This window comes from Pseudomonas tremae (genome assembly GCF_001401155.1).
In the GTDB taxonomy this organism is placed as follows: Bacteria; Pseudomonadota; Gammaproteobacteria; order Pseudomonadales; family Pseudomonadaceae; genus Aquipseudomonas; species Aquipseudomonas tremae.
This window is the reverse complement of record NZ_LJRO01000073.1, coordinates 20,498-35,673: the sequence shown is the minus strand read 5'-3', so window position 1 is coordinate 35,673 and position 15,176 is coordinate 20,498. Positions and strand designations below refer to the sequence as shown.

Annotated in this window: 17 protein-coding genes; 11 read left to right on the top strand and 6 right to left on the bottom strand. The window is 58.1% G+C overall.

Annotation, left to right across the window (positions count from 1 at the left end; genetic code table 11):
• Nucleotides 1-183 precede the first annotated feature (183 nt).
• Nucleotides 184-711 carry a disulfide bond formation protein B gene (locus ALO43_RS04570; protein ID WP_005894651.1) on the top strand — a complete coding sequence of 176 codons (528 nt, stop codon included), beginning with the start codon at nt 184-186 and terminating at the stop codon, nt 709-711.
• 167 nt (nt 712-878) lie between these two features.
• Nucleotides 879-1,352 carry an Rsd/AlgQ family anti-sigma factor gene (locus ALO43_RS04565; RefSeq protein ID WP_005894653.1) on the top strand — a complete coding sequence of 158 codons (474 nt, stop codon included), beginning with the start codon at nt 879-881 and terminating at the stop codon, nt 1,350-1,352.
• Between the two features lie 88 nt (nt 1,353-1,440).
• Here the strand turns inward: ALO43_RS04565 and ALO43_RS04560 are convergent, their stop codons facing one another.
• Nucleotides 1,441-2,115, bottom strand: coding sequence for an FKBP-type peptidyl-prolyl cis-trans isomerase (locus tag ALO43_RS04560; RefSeq protein ID WP_005894656.1), 675 nt, complete (start codon nt 2,113-2,115; stop codon nt 1,441-1,443).
• Nucleotides 2,116-2,331: 216 nt separating this feature from the next.
• Between ALO43_RS04560 and ALO43_RS04555 the strand changes: the two genes are divergently transcribed.
• The gene (locus tag ALO43_RS04555; RefSeq protein ID WP_053479917.1) at nt 2,332-3,264 is read left to right on the top strand and encodes an AlgP family protein; all 933 of its coding nucleotides are present in this window, start codon (nt 2,332-2,334) and stop codon (nt 3,262-3,264) included.
• On the opposite strand, the gene ALO43_RS04550 is transcribed toward ALO43_RS04555, so the two are convergent.
• On the bottom strand, nt 3,261-3,749 hold the full coding sequence (locus ALO43_RS04550; RefSeq protein ID WP_054997179.1) for a TIGR02444 family protein: 489 nt from the start codon (nt 3,747-3,749) through the stop codon (nt 3,261-3,263). The genes ALO43_RS04555 and ALO43_RS04550 overlap by 4 nt on opposite strands.
• A gap of 46 nt (nt 3,750-3,795) precedes the next feature.
• Between ALO43_RS04550 and ALO43_RS04545 the strand changes: the two genes are divergently transcribed.
• The 5 genes from ALO43_RS04545 (at nt 3,796) to ALO43_RS04525 (ending at nt 8,897) form a co-directional block, all read left to right on the top strand.
• On the top strand, nt 3,796-5,706 hold the full coding sequence (locus ALO43_RS04545) for an ATP-binding cassette domain-containing protein (protein WP_053479956.1): 1,911 nt from the start codon (nt 3,796-3,798) through the stop codon (nt 5,704-5,706).
• 16 nt (nt 5,707-5,722) lie between these two features.
• A complete protein-coding gene (locus tag ALO43_RS04540; RefSeq protein WP_005894672.1) occupies nt 5,723-6,316 on the top strand; it encodes a mechanosensitive ion channel family protein in 594 nt (197 codons plus the stop codon).
• 67 nt (nt 6,317-6,383) lie between these two features.
• Nucleotides 6,384-7,016 (top strand): LysE family transporter, encoded by a 633-nt coding sequence (locus ALO43_RS04535; RefSeq protein ID WP_054997178.1) that lies wholly within the window; start codon nt 6,384-6,386, stop codon nt 7,014-7,016.
• Between the two features lie 227 nt (nt 7,017-7,243).
• Complete coding sequence (locus tag ALO43_RS04530) at nt 7,244-7,984, top strand: cysteine hydrolase family protein (RefSeq protein WP_054997177.1); 741 nt, start codon at nt 7,244-7,246, stop codon at nt 7,982-7,984.
• 19 nt (nt 7,985-8,003) lie between these two features.
• Entirely contained in the window at nt 8,004-8,897 is an 894-nt protein-coding gene (locus tag ALO43_RS04525) for a LysR family transcriptional regulator (protein WP_053479921.1), read from the top strand.
• Between the two features lie 20 nt (nt 8,898-8,917).
• On the opposite strand, the gene ALO43_RS04520 is transcribed toward ALO43_RS04525, so the two are convergent.
• From ALO43_RS04520 to ALO43_RS04505, 4 genes are read right to left on the bottom strand one after another with little or no spacing between them, the layout of a single operon-like run.
• Complete coding sequence (locus ALO43_RS04520) at nt 8,918-9,658, bottom strand: hypothetical protein (RefSeq protein WP_005894683.1); 741 nt, start codon at nt 9,656-9,658, stop codon at nt 8,918-8,920.
• 3 nt (nt 9,659-9,661) lie between these two features.
• Entirely contained in the window at nt 9,662-10,252 is a 591-nt protein-coding gene (gene lpoB / locus ALO43_RS04515) for a penicillin-binding protein activator LpoB (RefSeq protein WP_005894686.1), read from the bottom strand.
• A 37-nt stretch (nt 10,253-10,289) separates the two neighbouring features.
• A complete protein-coding gene (locus ALO43_RS04510) occupies nt 10,290-10,661 on the bottom strand; it encodes a YcfL family protein (protein WP_024670010.1) in 372 nt (123 codons plus the stop codon).
• 19 nt (nt 10,662-10,680) lie between these two features.
• Nucleotides 10,681-12,075, bottom strand: a complete 1,395-nt coding sequence (locus tag ALO43_RS04505) for a COG3014 family protein (protein WP_032619075.1) — start codon at nt 12,073-12,075, stop codon at nt 10,681-10,683.
• Between the two features lie 338 nt (nt 12,076-12,413).
• Here ALO43_RS04505 and ALO43_RS04500 point away from each other — a divergent pair, with 338 nt between their 5' ends.
• The 3 genes from ALO43_RS04500 to ALO43_RS04490 all read left to right on the top strand — a co-directional run bounded on the left by ALO43_RS04500 (nt 12,414) and on the right by ALO43_RS04490 (nt 15,143).
• Nucleotides 12,414-14,312, top strand: a complete 1,899-nt coding sequence (locus ALO43_RS04500) for a cytochrome c/FTR1 family iron permease (RefSeq protein WP_024691227.1) — start codon at nt 12,414-12,416, stop codon at nt 14,310-14,312.
• 212 nt (nt 14,313-14,524) lie between these two features.
• Complete coding sequence (locus ALO43_RS04495) at nt 14,525-14,752, top strand: hypothetical protein (protein ID WP_005894697.1); 228 nt, start codon at nt 14,525-14,527, stop codon at nt 14,750-14,752.
• 94 nt (nt 14,753-14,846) lie between these two features.
• Nucleotides 14,847-15,143 carry a hypothetical protein gene (locus tag ALO43_RS04490; protein WP_005894700.1) on the top strand — a complete coding sequence of 99 codons (297 nt, stop codon included), beginning with the start codon at nt 14,847-14,849 and terminating at the stop codon, nt 15,141-15,143.
• Nucleotides 15,144-15,176 lie beyond the last annotated feature (33 nt).

The following is a 15,176-nucleotide window of genomic DNA, read 5'->3' as shown; positions in this document are numbered from 1 at the left end:
TTACCTGCCCTGCAACCTTGCGCACTGGCACGCAGGAACCTTCCTACGTCGATGAGTAAAATAACCGCATTGCAGCGTGATTGTTTTCCTCGGTAAACAGCGACGCATCCGTACGCAGCCACCTTGAAAGCGCCGAGGCCTTTCCTCTACCGTAATCGCCTCGTCCTTTGTTACGGATTTGCCATGTATCTGGCTCGTTCACGCTTTCTGTTTTTTCTGGCATCCCTGGCATGTGCATTGATCATCGGAACCGCTGTTTTTCTCCAGCAAGCCTTTGGTCTTGAGCATTGTGTGCTGTGCGTCGTACAGCGGGCCTTGTTTGTCGCCTGCGGTCTTCTGGCACTGGCAGCCGCCTGCCACGCGCCAGGCTGCAAAGGCTGGCGCCGCTACAGCTTCTGGCTGTTGCTGATCGCCCTCGCGGGTGCATGCACGGCAGGTGCTCAGGTCTGGCTGCAAACGGCTTCAGCCGATCAACTGATCCCGTTCATTGCCAGGCTGGAATACGTACTGGGCCTGCTTTCCCTGGACACGTGCGTTGACCGCCTGCGACATGACGCAATGCTCTGCGCAGAGGTTACCTGGTCACTGTTCGGTATCAGCCTGCCCGAGTGGAGCCTGCTGGCGTTCACAGGCCTGGTTCTGCTGCCTCTGTACCCTCTTTTCAGCGAATTCAGTCACTGGCTGAAAGACCAGGGGCAGGGCGCGCATTAAACGCTTGTATGAACTTTATCTCCTGCGTACCTTGATGGGCTAGTCGAGCGGGCATAATCTGGGCCGCACGCGTCACTGGAAACAGGCTGTCCTGACGCCCCGTCAGGCGAAAGCCTGATCAACAGGCTGGTACAGGACCGCACGCCCTAAAGGGAAGAGAGAAGACCATGCTGGAAAGTTGTCAGAATGCGCAGGAACGCTGGGGCGGGGTCAATAAGCTGATTGATCGCTGGCTACAAAGCCGCCTCGAACTGATCGAAGCCTACGACGCACTGGGTGACACACCCGAAGCATTGGCAGCCGATCGTGAAGGTCTGCAGAATTTTTGCGGCATCCTGGTAGACTACGTCTCGGCCGGGCACTTTGAAGTGTATGAGCAACTGGGTGACGAGGCCCGGGCGTTCAATGATGAGCGCGGGCTTGAACTGGCGGATACGATCTACCCCCGCCTGGACGTGATCACCAAGTTTGCATTGACGTTCAATGACCGTTGCGACAAGGGCGATTGCTCGGACGCTGCTGTGGTGGCCAAGGAGTTCAACCAACTGGGGCGCCTGCTGCACGAACGCTTCGAACTCGAAGACTGCCTGATCGAAGTGCTGCACACGTCTCACAAAGAAGACATCGCCGCTCAGGTCTGAACGATCACTGCGCCGACACTCCAGAGAAATACCGTTGCCAAAGGGTGCGTTCGCACCCTTTTTGCATTTTTGAACGCCAGCTGGCTGATTACTGTGAAACCGCGACCAGTTCTATTTCGAACACCAGCGGCGTGAACGGATCAATCAGGTCACCTGCGCCCTCGGCGCCATAGGCTTGGTCCGACGGTATTACCAGCCGCCACTTCGCACCAGTCGGCATATTCTGCAGGGCGCTGGTCCAGCCGCTGATCACGCTGTCGAGCCTGAACCATTGAGGTTGAGTGCTCTGATCGAAAATCGTGCCGTCCGGCAGGCGACCCACATAACGCACTTCAACCCGGCCGTTCACATCCGGCTTGGGGCCTGTGCCTGGGGTCAGCTCAGTCATGAGAATGCCATCGGCCAGTACCTTCACGCCCGGTTTGGCCTTCTCGCTTTCCATGAAACGCCGCTCCGCGCCCAATGCCGCTTCAGTCGGCGCATCCGTACCTGCAGTCTCGGCTTGCGCAACCGCTGCGTCGTGCTCACGCAGAATCTGGTCGATGCGCTCTTGCTTGAGCGCCAGCGGTTTGCCCTGATAGGCCTGCTTCAGGCCTTCGACCAGCGCCTTGAGATCAAGATCGGGGACTTCCTGGTGCAGACGCTCGCCAAGACTGGCTCCCAGACTGTATGCAAGATCATGGCTGTCATTGGCCGATGGTGCTTCGGCGGCCTGGGCCAAGGGTAGCAAGAGGAACAACGACGTTAACAGGTAGCGCGACATTAATGCTCTCCGGCCTGGGAAGTCAGCGATTATGCCAGCGCCAGGGCGTGTAGTGACGAGTGTTGCGAAGTGAATTTCACAATGCCTGCGCATCGTATCGAGCAATCATTTTTTGCAGTATGCAACAGCGCATCGTTAGTGGTGTCAAGATGCCCTAGCGGCGATGCGCGCAGAAGCCTAGTATGAGCCGCAATTTCGTCACCCAGGAGGTAAGTCATGTCGGCCAAAAAGAAGCCAGTAAATACTCCGTTGCATTTGCTCCAACAATTATCGGGCAGCTTGCTTGAACATCTGGAAGACGCCTGTTCCCAAGCTTTGGCTGATGCTGAAAAACTGCTCGCCAAGCTTGAGAAACAACGCGGCAAGGCGCAGGAGAAACTGCACAATTCCCGCATCAAGCTGCAGGATGCTGCCTCCGCCGGAAAATCCAAGGCACAGACCAAGGCGAAAGACGCCGTGTCTGAACTTGAAGAACTGCTCGATGCACTCAAAGAGCGCCAGACTGAAACACGCACCTACATTCTGCACCTCAAGCGCGACGCTCAAGAAAGCCTCAAGCTGGCACAGGGTATTGGTCGTGTGAAAGAAGCCGTCAGTAAAATCCTGACCACTCGCAGCGCCAAGCCTGCCACGCCAAAAGTCGCTGCCAAGGCACCGGCCGCAAAAGCGCCGGCAAAAGCACCAGCCAAGGCAGCTGTAAAGGCACCGGCTAAAACTGCCGCTGCCAAGCCTTCAGCAGTTGCGAAACTGGCTGCAAAACCAGTAACCAAACCAGCAGCAGTCAAGGCGCCAGTGAAAGCGGCGGCCAAGCCTGCTACCCGGACTGCCGCAGCAGCCAAGCCCGCTGTCGCTAAAGCAACTGCCGCCAAACCAGTTGCTGCCGCCAAGCCTGCCGCTGCCAAACCCGCAGCCAGAAGCGCCGCAAGCAAAGCGCCCGCGACCAAAACTACTGCCAGCACTGCAGCCAAACCAGCCGCCGCCAAGCCGGCTGCCAAAGCGCCGGTAAAAGTACCTGCGAAAGCAGCAGCCAAGCCTGCTGCGGCGAAACCGGCGGCACCTGCCGCTGCCAAGCCAGCATCTGCGCCGGCGGCTCCAGCCGCTGCACCGGCAAAACCTGCCGACAGCGTGACGCCAACCAGCGCTTCCTAAGCCTGGTCGTCGGTTCGACCCGCCGCAATGCGCAGCACATGCAGCGCATTGCGGTTTTCTTCTGCTGGCCAGGTTGCATCACTGTCGACAAGCCCGATCAGCCACTCCTCCGCATCCCTTGCTTCGCCAGCCGGCCAGTCCCCCGTCAGCCCCTCGAGCTTCAGCATCAGACTCTGCTCGGCTTCAAGTTCCAGTGCCTTGACCTTCGCACGCAGCCCGCCAAGCGCAGCGTCCTCAAGCGCCGCATTTCGCCATTCATTGCGCAAATCCCGCAGCGGACGCACCACATCGTCGTGCCAAGGCGTCGCCAGTTGTCTTATTTGCAGCAATCTTTGCGCGTTGCAGGCTACTTCACGCGTGCCAAGCCAGACCCCGCAAAGCACCATGCACACGTTGCCCCCATTGGCTTGCAGCGTCAGACAAGCCTGCTCCACACCCGGCCGGGTGTAGAAATCGAGGGTGAAACTCCAGAGCGCTGAAGGCATAGTGATCCACCTGTTCAGGACGAAGCTGGTAGACTCCGCCGCCATTATGATTCGACTTCAAAGCCTTACCTTACAGCGTGGCCCGCAACGTCTGCTAGAAGACGCCGAGCTGACCCTGCACGCCGGCCATAAAGCCGGTCTGATCGGTGCCAATGGCGCCGGTAAATCCAGCCTGTTTGCCTTGCTGCGCGGCGAGCTGACGCCCGACGCCGGCGATTGCCTGTTGCCCGCTGACTGGCGCATCGCTCACATGCGCCAGGAGGTCGATACCCTTGAGCGCATGGCGGTGGACTACGTGCTTGATGGCGATGAGCGTCTGCGCGAAGTGCAGGGCTCGCTGGCCGAAGCCGAGGCGGCTCAGGACGGGGCTGCTCAGGCGCGTCTGCATTCGGAGCTCGACAGCGCCGACGGCTACACCGCTGATGCGCGCGCGCGCAAGCTGCTGGCCGGTCTGGGGTTCACCAACGAACAGATGGAACGACAAGTCGGCAGTTTCTCCGGCGGCTGGCGGATGCGCCTGAACCTGGCGCAGGCACTTATGTGCCCTTCGGACCTGCTGCTGCTCGACGAACCGACCAACCACCTGGACCTCGACGCCATTCTTTGGCTTGAGGACTGGCTCAAGAGTTATCCCGGCACCTTGCTGCTGATTTCCCACGACCGGGACTTTCTCGATGCCGTTGTCGATCACATCGCCCACGTCGAGCAGCGCAAGATCACTCTGTATCGTGGTGGCTACAGCGCCTTTGAACGGGCCCGCGCCGAACGTCTCGCTCAGCAGCAGCAAGCGTACGAGAAGCAGCAGGTGCAACGTGCGCACATGGAGAAGTACATTGCGCGCTTCAAGGCCCAGGCCACCAAGGCCCGTCAGGCCCAGAGCCGCATAAAGGCGCTGGAGCGCATGGAGGAGTTATCCGCCGCGCACGTCGATTCGCCGTTCAACTTCGTCTTCCGTGAGTCCGACAAGATCTCCAGCCCCTTGCTGGACCTGTCCGACGCGCGTCTGGGTTACGGCGACAAGACCGTACTGGAGAAGGTCAAACTGCAACTGACGCCTGGCGCGCGCATCGGCCTGCTCGGTCCCAACGGAGCGGGCAAGTCGACGCTGATCAAGAACCTCGCAGGCGAGCTTGAGCCGCAGAGTGGGCGACTGGTCCGCGGCGAAAACCTCACCGTCGGTTACTTTGCCCAGCATCAACTCGACTCACTGGACGCCAAGGCCACGCCATTGCTGCACTTGCAGCGTCTGGCGCCCACTGAACGCGAGCAGACACTGCGCGACTTCCTCGGCGGCTTCGACTTTCGGGGCGCGCGTCTGGACGAACCGGTGCTGAATTTTTCCGGTGGCGAAAAAGCCCGACTGGCGCTGGCACTGATTGCCTGGGAAAAACCCAACCTGTTGCTGCTCGACGAACCGACCAACCACCTGGACCTGGAAATGCGCCTGGCGCTGACCATGGCCCTGCAGGAGTTTGGGGGCGCGGTACTGGTGGTGTCTCACGATCGACACTTGCTGAAAAGCACCACCGATGACTTTCTGCTGGTGGCCGACGGCCGCGTGCAGGAGTTCGATGGCGATCTGGACGACTACACGCGCTGGCTGGCGGATTACCGTTTGCGTAACGCGCCGGTCAGCACCACGCCGGTCAACGCCGACAAGACCGACAAGAAAGCCCAGCGCCAGCAAGCTGCGGCGTTGCGTCAGCAACTGGCCCCGCACAAGCGTGAAGCCGACAAGCTGGAACGCGACTTGGGGTTGGTGAACGAAAAGCTCGCCAAAGTCGAAGAGGCACTGGCCGACAGCGCCAACTACGACGCTGCCAACAAGGACAAACTACGCGATCTGCTGGCCGAGCAAGCGAAGCTGAAAGTGCGCGAGTCCGAACTGGAGGACGCGTGGATGCAGGCGCTGGAACTGCTTGAGTCCATGCAGGCAGAACTGGAAGCACTGTCGTGAGCGAGGCAAGGGATTGATGGAAGTCTTGGGGTTGCAGATATCCGCCTACTGGATTGAGCCTGTGCTGATCGGCGTGCAAATTCTGCTGATCCTGCTGGCCGGTTATGTTTTGCAGCGGGTCGTGGGTGGTTTTCTCACCGGCCTGGGAGAGCGTTATCCATTGCCGCCAGAGCTGCTGGTGCCGGTTCGCGGAGGGCTGCGCTGGCTGATCATGGGCAGCGCATTTGTGTTCGTGCTGGGCAGGCTAGGGGTTTCAGCCACAGTACTGTGGACGGCGCTTTCCGGCTTCGTGGCCGTGGCGGCGGTTGCGTTCTTCGCAATGTGGAGCGTGCTGTCGAACCTGCTCTGCGCCATTCTGATCTTCACCATCGGGCCGTTCCGCATCGGCGACATGGTTGAGCTGGTCGACACACTGGACAAGCCCGGCGTGAAAGGCCGAGTCGTCGCCATCAACCTGATGTTCACCACGCTTATCGAGACGCCAGAAGCCGGCGGCGCGCTGGTTCAGGTGCCCAATAGCCAGTTCTTCCAGAAGTCAGTGCGTCGCTGGCGCGGCAGCGATCTGTTTCCGCAGATGGTGGTCGCAAAGCAGCCGGATGAGCAGGATTGAAAACAGTTAGCCTTCCCAAGCATTAACCACTAATTTATCGGGCATTCGACTTTGCTTGAGGTGCGTCATGGCGCTTGAAACGTGGCTGGGCTTTTTCGCGGCCTGCTGGATCATCAGTCTTTCTCCCGGCGCAGGCGCTATCGCCTCGATGTCCTGCGGCCTGCAATACGGCTTCTGGCGTGGCTACTGGAATGCCTTGGGCCTGCAGATCGCACTGGTGGCCCAAATAGCGATTATCGCGGCAGGGCTTGGCGCGATATTGGCAGCCTCCGAGATGGCGTTCACACTGATCAAGTGGTTTGGCGTGGCGTACCTGGTCTATCTAGGCATCAAGCAGTGGCGTGCGCCGCCCACCGACCTTGGCGACGAATCTGCCGTGCGCCCCGTCGGCAAACCGATGACACTGGTAATGCGCGGCTTTCTGGTCAATATCAGCAACCCCAAAGCAATGGTTTTCATATTGGCGATTCTGCCGCAATTCATTGATCCGGCTGCGCCATTGCTGATCCAGTACGTGATCATCGCCGCAACCATGGTCGTGGTCGACCTGATCGTCATGGCGGGCTACACCGGGCTGGCGTCGAAAGTGTTGCGCCTGCTCAAGACACCTCGCCAGCAACGCCGCCTGAACCGCACCTTTGCAAGCCTGTTCGTGGGCGCGGCGGGCTTCCTGGCGACGTTGCATCGCGGCACGGCGTAGCCACTTATTCTGCGCTCATGAAAGCTCATTGTTGCGCGCTTGCGCCCTCAGGGGGCAAATGAACATTCCATAACATTCAACTTTTTAAGGCGTTTCCTACAAGAAAAAGGGACATGTTCTCTTTTTGTCTGTGCAAATCAGGAACAAGATCTGTTCGGGTTGATGGCTGGCTACGTAAAACGTGCGCTTCTAAAGTGGCCTCTCACCTCACCCACAGGTTCGCCAACATGTTTTCAAATACCCTGATCGCCTTTACTCAGCCCGCCACTCGCTGGTTTGGCAAGCCTCTCAAACTGTTTATGGCAGGTCTCGGACTGCTCGGTGCCAGCCTTTCCGTTGCTGCATCCAGTGAAGGCAATACACACCCCACCTTGCGCGCCTTGTCGGGCGTCTCGCCTGTCGATCATTTGCAGGCAGCGACCACAGCGTTGGTGGTAATCGACTTCCAGAACGAGTACTTCACCGGCAAGTTACCAATCCCGGATGGCATACAGGCGCTCGACAACGCCCGACGCCTGATCGACTTTGCCGATCAGTCGGGCATCCCGGTGTTTCATGTCCAGCACGTAGCGCCGAAAGACTCACCGCTGTTTGCCGAAGGGAGTCACGAAGCGCAATTCCATCCCTTGATGCAACCCCGTGCTCAAGACCAACATGTACAGAAGAGCACCGTAAGCGTGTTCGCCAGTACTGACCTGGACAGTCAGCTGAAAGCCCGCGGAATCAAGACCGTTATTCTGGCAGGCCTCATGACTCATGCGTGCGTCGCCGGAGCCGCCAGGGATGCAACCCCGCTGGGCTACACTGTAGTGGTAGCCGCAGATGCATCGGCCACTCGGGCGATAACCCGGTTTGATGGCAACTCCGTGACCAGCCAGCAACTGCATCAGGCAGCCCTGACTGAAATTGAAGACACCTTCGGGGATGTGCTGTCGACAGACCGTATCACAGCGTTGTCTCTGCGCTAGGCACATCGGGGGAAGGTTCTTGAACCAGTTGCACGCCATCAAGGCTTTTCGCAGCCTCGTCGAGGCCGGGAGTTTTTCCTTGGCAGCAGAGCGTCTGAACACCACACATTCGACGATCTCCAGGCACTTGCAGCAACTGGAACACGCCTTGGGTGCGCAACTGGTAAACAGGACCACTCGCCATCTGAGTGTGACCAGTGCCGGAGAACACTATTATCTGGCCTGTATCGACATACTCGACCGTCTGGATCAGGCAGCGCTGTCAGTCTCGTGTGCCAGCCAAAAGCTTGGCGGCTCCCTGCGAATCAGTGTACCGATGGTCATCGGCACTCTGGAGCTGGCCAGTTGGTTGCCTGCTTTTCAGAAGCGCTACCCGGAGATACGTCTCGAGTTGAGTTGTAGCGACCGGTTTGTCGATCTGGTCGCGGGAGGGTTTGATCTGGCTTTGCGTATCGCAGAGTCTTTGACAGATACCACCCTTGCAGCAAGGCTTCTCGCCGTATCGGAGGTTCGTCTGGTGGCGTCACCTGGCTATATCGCTCGCCATGGTCTGCCACGCACAGCAAACGACTTGCAGCATCATCAGTTGTTGGGGTTCTCTGGTAGCCATGCAGAATGGCTACTGACCTCGGCCACGGGTCAGCCTGAGCGCATAAGGCCAGCAGGCATGCTACGCAGCGATTCGATTGCAGCCTTGCACGCTGCTGCACTGGCAGGTTCGGGCATTGCTGCCTTCACTGACATCACTGTCAGACAACCATTGGCGCAAGGGCAGCTCGTGACAATTCTGCCCGACTGGAGCCTTGGGCAGCGTCGCTATCATGCGCTTTACCCGCAAACCCGCTACGTATCTCCATGGGTACGCGCTTTCATCGACTTCATGGTTGAGCATTACCGAGGCGCGTCTGGCTGACCTGGGTTGCTCTTGCACTGCTAGCGCAAGATTCGCGGTGCTTCATCTCTCGGCAGGCTATTTTGTGGCTCGCGTCGTTCGGTGAACCCGATCTCGCCACGCAACTGCTCACGTAACTGACGAGTGACGTCTTCACCGATGGACCTTGAGACTTCCCGAACAACCAGACCGCGATTGTGCGAGACCTTGATGTCACGCCCGTTCACCAGCTTTGTGTCCTGCCCCTCACCCATAGCGGTGAAGGCCGAGGTGACCTCGAAAGTACGTGTGTTGATCAGGCTGAAATCGGCAACAAGGGTTAGTCCAAGAATCGCCGAATGACTATTGGTGTTGGCTATTTCGCCGACGTCCTCGCGAAAGTCGATGTCCGAGACAGTCCCGAACAACACATAGTCCGCGCCTTTGAAGTGGCCGTCCTTGATACGCTTGATAACGTCGTAGACATCTTCCTTGGAGCCAGTGGTGTAAGGCGTACCCTGCACCAACTGGAACATCCCGGACTTTAGAATCTCGCCCTTGATGTCACCACTGAATTTGCGCAGCTCACTTTGCTCGATATAGCTGGTCCGCGACTCGTATTCGTCATAACTGGACGACGCTCGGGTACTGTAGTAATCCGCGCTCAGGGTGGAGCGTGCAGAAACGGTATGGATGTATTGCTCCACACGCTCCTGAAATGCCATATCCGTCACTGCCACCTTCGGGGCCGCCTGCGCCCCTATGGCGCAGACCAAGCTGATAATTCCGATCCATGTGCGCATTGATTAACGCTCCGTGGTTTTACGAATTTCTTTTTCATCCATCCACTCTGCAAGACCGCTTTCGACGTCAACCAATTGCAGGCTGAACTTGTAGAAGACGTCCTTGTAGTCGGCGCTGCGCTTGACGATGGAACTGATCGAGCCTTCCAGGCGATATTTGGCGGCGATCATATTGCCGGTCTTGGCAACAGTGGCTTTCTTGTACAGACCGCTCTGGTTTTGCAGCTTGAGCTGATCGACCTGGTTCTGCATCTGGTTGTCATCACTGGCAAAACGGGCTGTGCCGCTTTTCATCAACTGGGTCTTGATCGACGTTGTGATTTCACGGGTGTCGATATACTCGCTGGTCTTGTTCTTCACATCGTAGACCTGGACAACCGGGCGCCCTTGCAGGATGCCTGACTGGGCCAGAGAGCGAGTCATGCTTTCCGCGATCATTTGCAGATCGGTAGAGCCGAACTCATTGGTGATTGTCTCGACAGCCTTGGTGTCGCCGTAACTGATGTTCTTGCTGCCCAGACCCGGTGAGGTATTGGCACAGCCGTTAATCAGCAGTGCAGCGGCAGCGATGAAACAAAAACGTTTGAACAGCATTGTTTGATTCTCCAGAACCGAAAAATGGGCTATGAGCTCAAGGCGTATTGATTTCGATGCGGAAATCGGTAGCGCGCGGGACCGGCGCAATGGCTGGCAGCACGGCGCTTTGCGAGCCATACAGCGTCATGCTTTTCCAGCTTTCTTCATCGGCAACAGGGAAGCCATCGTTGCCCAGCCAGGCGAAGCGGTAATACATCATCTTGTTGCGGCTGCTGGTGTTGGTCAGTTGTGCCTTGACCGTCAGGAAGCCATTTTCGCGTGCAACGCGCATGGCCCCGACTTCAATATTTTTCATGTTACCCATCACTACTACCTTGCTGGCAGCACTGCCCGGAGCGGGCGGCGGCGGGGTAGCGCAGCCAGCCAGCAGGGCGAGCGCCAGCACGCCGAAATACTTCATGCACATGGAAAGTCTCCGTTCAGGGTTATTTGGCGGTGGCTATGGCCTGCGGCACGTTCGACGGATTGACCTGCGCCGCGAGACTGCCCGCAAACACCTGACTACCCAAGGCACGCAAGGAAACCACCTGGTAGCGTTGATCGACCTTGACCCGCACGTGAGAACCGCCCAGTGAGTTGGGCAGGATGATCTGATGCTCGCCATGCGTCAGACGCAAACGAGCGACGAGCGTATTGTCCGGCAACGTGCGCCAGGTACGTGTGTCGGCACCTTCGGTAACGGCCGAAGCAATTCCCACCGCAAGACCTGCCAGCGGGTTGACGTCGTTGAGTTGCTTTTGCGCAACACCACGGGTGATGGCGCGCACCGTGGTCCGCAGGATGATGCCCGGCATGTCGTCACGCAGCGCACGGCGTGACATGGTTGTGGTGCTGTTGAGCAGAGTGAGATTGAGTGGCTGGCCGTCCAGCACGATCTGGTTGAACGTCGGCGTGGTGGTATCCGCCGTTATGACCGGGAAAGACAACGGCGTGATGACCAGATTTCCGCTGATCGGCAGCGGCAATGGAATGCTCACCGAACCACGGGCAGGGGCAAAGCCACTCTGCACAATGATCAGCACCTCACTGTTACCGTCCTTGCTGACAGCGGCGTCGAGATCCTTGATGGCCTGTTCCAGCAATGGTGTGTTGGGCCGTAGTTCGGCCGCTTTGCGATAGCCCGGCGCAGCGAGGCCCTTTTCGCCCAGCGCTTCATAGACAAAGCCCGCCAGATAATGACTGAACGCGCTCTGGTAGCTGTTTTTCAGGCTGATGACTTCCGGGGCGTCAAGCAAGGCCACCGGATAGCCACGCAGCTCCTTGAATTGGGTTTTAACGCCTTGATTCTCGGCTTCGTGCTCGCTTTTCAGGTACTGCTTGTCACGCAGTTCGGCAATGACCGCTTCGCGTTCGTGAGTTTTCTTTATCTCGGTCCGGGCACCTTCGAAGTCGTTGCGAGCCAGCAGGTTGAGCGCCATCTGGGTGGTCAACATGACTTTTTCGTAGTCGTAGCCTTCGTAGCGACGCACCTTGTCGTTCACCAGAAAGCTGCCGAAGCTGGCCAGATACTTGTCGGTATCGAGCTTGACTGACTCCTCCCACTTGAACACCGTCCGATCAGCCGTGCGCCATGCGATCTGGCTGCCGCTGAAATCGCCTTTGGCGCGTAGCAGCTCGCCTTTCTCAAAGTAGTAGAGAAGGTCTTTATCTTCGCCCGTGTTGTTTTTCTCCAGCGAACCCAGTGCAGCGTCAACATTGCCGCTGGCCAGCTGCTGGCTGGTTTCCTTCAGTTCTGCGTCGTAGCTACGAAAAGCAGAGCAGCCTGCCAATTGCGTCGCAATGATCAATACGAGCGCGGTCAAGGCACGAGGAGAAGACATGGTGCGTTCTATTCCCTTAGTGATTGCAGAGGCGAGAGGCGCCTGCCATGCAGTCCATGATCAAACAGCAGTGCTGTCTGAGTGTCGTTTACACAACCAAATCAAGGTGGTGGCGAAAGCGCGGGAGTATAAACTGCGAAACGTTTAAAGCAATGGCATTTTGATATCTCACATGTCTTTCAGACTTTTCCCACTTCCAACCCACCTGTTGTCGGCAACGTGACTGGGTTTTCCAGCCCTTCCTGAAAAATTCAGTAACAAAAACCTGTCATCACTCTTGAGTAGCGCTCTGGCTGAGTTAACAATGCAACGCATCGCATTCTTACTGAGATTCTGCAATGCCCCTCCGTTCTCGTTTCCTTGCATGGCTGTTAGTGCCGTTACTGACGCTGTGCAGCCTTGGCGTGCTGGCCGACCCCGTCGAGGGCGCAGCTCAGGCATTGCATCTGCTGGACTATCTCAGCGCCGATTACCCTTCAGCGGTGGCAGATGGCAAGGTTGTGGCCGAAACCGGCTATCAACGGCAGACCGATGCCCTGACCACGCTACAGGCGCTGATCCTGACGCTGCCAAAGCGTGCCGAGCGTGCGGAACTGGAGCAAGGCATCGCTGAGCTGGCACGTGCAGTCAGTGATCGGCAGGACGGCGCTCGCGTCGCCCGTCAGGCCCGGCAACTGGCCGCGAAACTGGCGGCGGCCTATGAAGTCAGCCAGGCACCGGCCATCACGCCGGACCCTGCGCGTGGCGCGCCCTTGTATGCCCAACATTGTTCGGTCTGTCACGGCGATACAGGGGCCGGTGATGGCCCTGCAGGCATCGGCCTGGAGCCGGCACCTTCCAACCTGCGTGATACGGCGCGCCTGGACCGCCTGAGCCTGTACGACCTCTACAGCTCGCTCGGGCTGGGCATCGCTGGCACCGACATGCCTGCGTTCGCTGATCAGCTGGACGATCGTCAGCGCTGGGACATTGCCACCTATATCGCCAGTTTCAGCGCGCAACCGGTGGCCAACGCCACAAAAACCTTCAACATTGCCGACTTGGCGCGTCAGACCCCGGCAGAAGTCCTGGCAGCCGAAGGCTCCGATGCTGCAGCGACCTTTCGTGCTCAACGCGCACAGCCACCACAAGTGCAGCGCGGTCCGGCGCAATTGCTCGACTACACCAGCGTAACGCTGGACAAAAGCCTGGCCGCTTATCAGGCAGGTGACCGCGAGCAGGCCTACGACTTGTCAGTAGCGGCTTATCTCGAAGGCTTCGAGCTGGTCGAAAGCTCGCTGGACAACGTGGACGCCAACGTTCGCAAGGACACTGAAAAGAGCCTGATGGCTTACCGGCAGTCGCTGCAGGACAGCTTGCCGCTTCCGCAGGTCGTACAAAAACTGGAGGTCGCCAAAGCCAGACTCAAGCAATCGGCGGGGCTGTTGGGCAGCGATGGCCTGAGCCTGTCGCTGAGCTATATTTCGGGCCTGTTGATCCTGCTGCGTGAAGGGCTGGAAGCGATTCTGGTGCTGGCAGCGATTCTGGCGTTCCTGCGCAACACCGGGCAACAGTCTGCGGTGCGCAGCGTCAATGTGGGCTGGGGCCTGGCGTTGCTGGCCGGCCTGGGTACTTGGGCGCTGGCGGCTTATGTCATCGATGTCAGTGGTGCACAGCGCGAGTTGCTGGAGGGCGCCACGGCGCTGTTTGCCAGCGTGATGGTGCTCTGGCTAGGCGTGTGGATGCACGACCGTCGTCACGCTGACGCCTGGCAGGATTACATCAAAAGCAGCCTGGTCGGCGGCGGCGGCCGTTTCGGGTTCGCGGTGCTGGCCTTCTTCTCGGTATACCGGGAGCTGTTCGAAGTCATCCTGTTCTACGAAACCCTTTGGTTGCAGGCAGGCCCGGCCGGTCACGATGCAGTATTGGCGGGTGGTGCCACAGCGTTGGTGCTGCTGGTGGGTCTGGCGTGGATCATCTTGCGCGGCTCGGCAAAACTGCCCCTGTCGATGTTCTTCGGCATCAACGCCGCGTTGCTCTGCGCACTGTCGGTGGTCTTCGCCGGGCATGGCGTGAAGGCGTTGCAGGAAGCGGGCATATTCGGCACACGTCCGGTTCCGTTCTTCGAATTCGACTGGCTGGGCATTCACGCCGACCTGTACTCGCTTGGCGCACAGGCCGTCGCCCTGACAGCCATCGCTATTCTGTACGGACGAAGCCGCCTGGCCGACAAACGCAGGCATCGGGCAGCAGACTGAACTTACACATGCTCAAGGGCAAGCGGCGTCCGCCGCTTGTCCGGACAGTATTCATACTTGCGATCAACGCCCCGCGTCAGATGTTATGCACACTGTACAAAGAACCACCTGTCAGTTCTGTCAGTAGACGCACTTTTTCTTCAGGCCTAGTGTAGCGGGACGCCAACTCGGCTATCGGGTACTGGCGCATTTACCTGAGAACGAGGTGGGTGATGGCCAAGTACGAGATACGGTTGTGGGCTGAAGATATCGAGCAACACGACCATCCTGAAATAGCCATCCAGTTTTTCGAGGACGACGACCTGCAAGAACAGGCCTGGGTGAGGTTGCATCCCCACGGCACACACCATATTCGCGGTGAACTGGGAAGGGATGAGGAAGTGCTGACTGTTCTGGCACTGGCCTTCAGGAAAAAGGTTTCTGAATTGGCAGATTGGTAAAGCCTGGTTAGCGCTTGTAATAACACCTGACTTACACAGGTGCCGGAGAAGCGGGCAGTACTGGCATCTCAATCAATAAAAGAGGATTGAGAAGATGGCTAATTATGAAATAAAGTTATCGACCGATGAACTGATGGGCGACAGCAGTCCTGAAGTCATGGTGGAATTCTGGAACACCAAGCTCAATGCTGGAAAGGGAGATGTCGAATTTATAAGCTTCGTTACTTCCTCCGGTCAAGGCAAGGGTTATGACACTGTACGAAGCCAGGCAGATGCTGATGGCGATGGCATTCTGGATGCTCGAGACAACACGTTATTGATCGCATTGGCCAACGCGTTTGTGGGGATAGACACGTTGATAAAAAAGAAAAAAGTAAAGAAACCGAATTGATCGTTACATAAAAAGGGGCGCATTAGCGCCCCT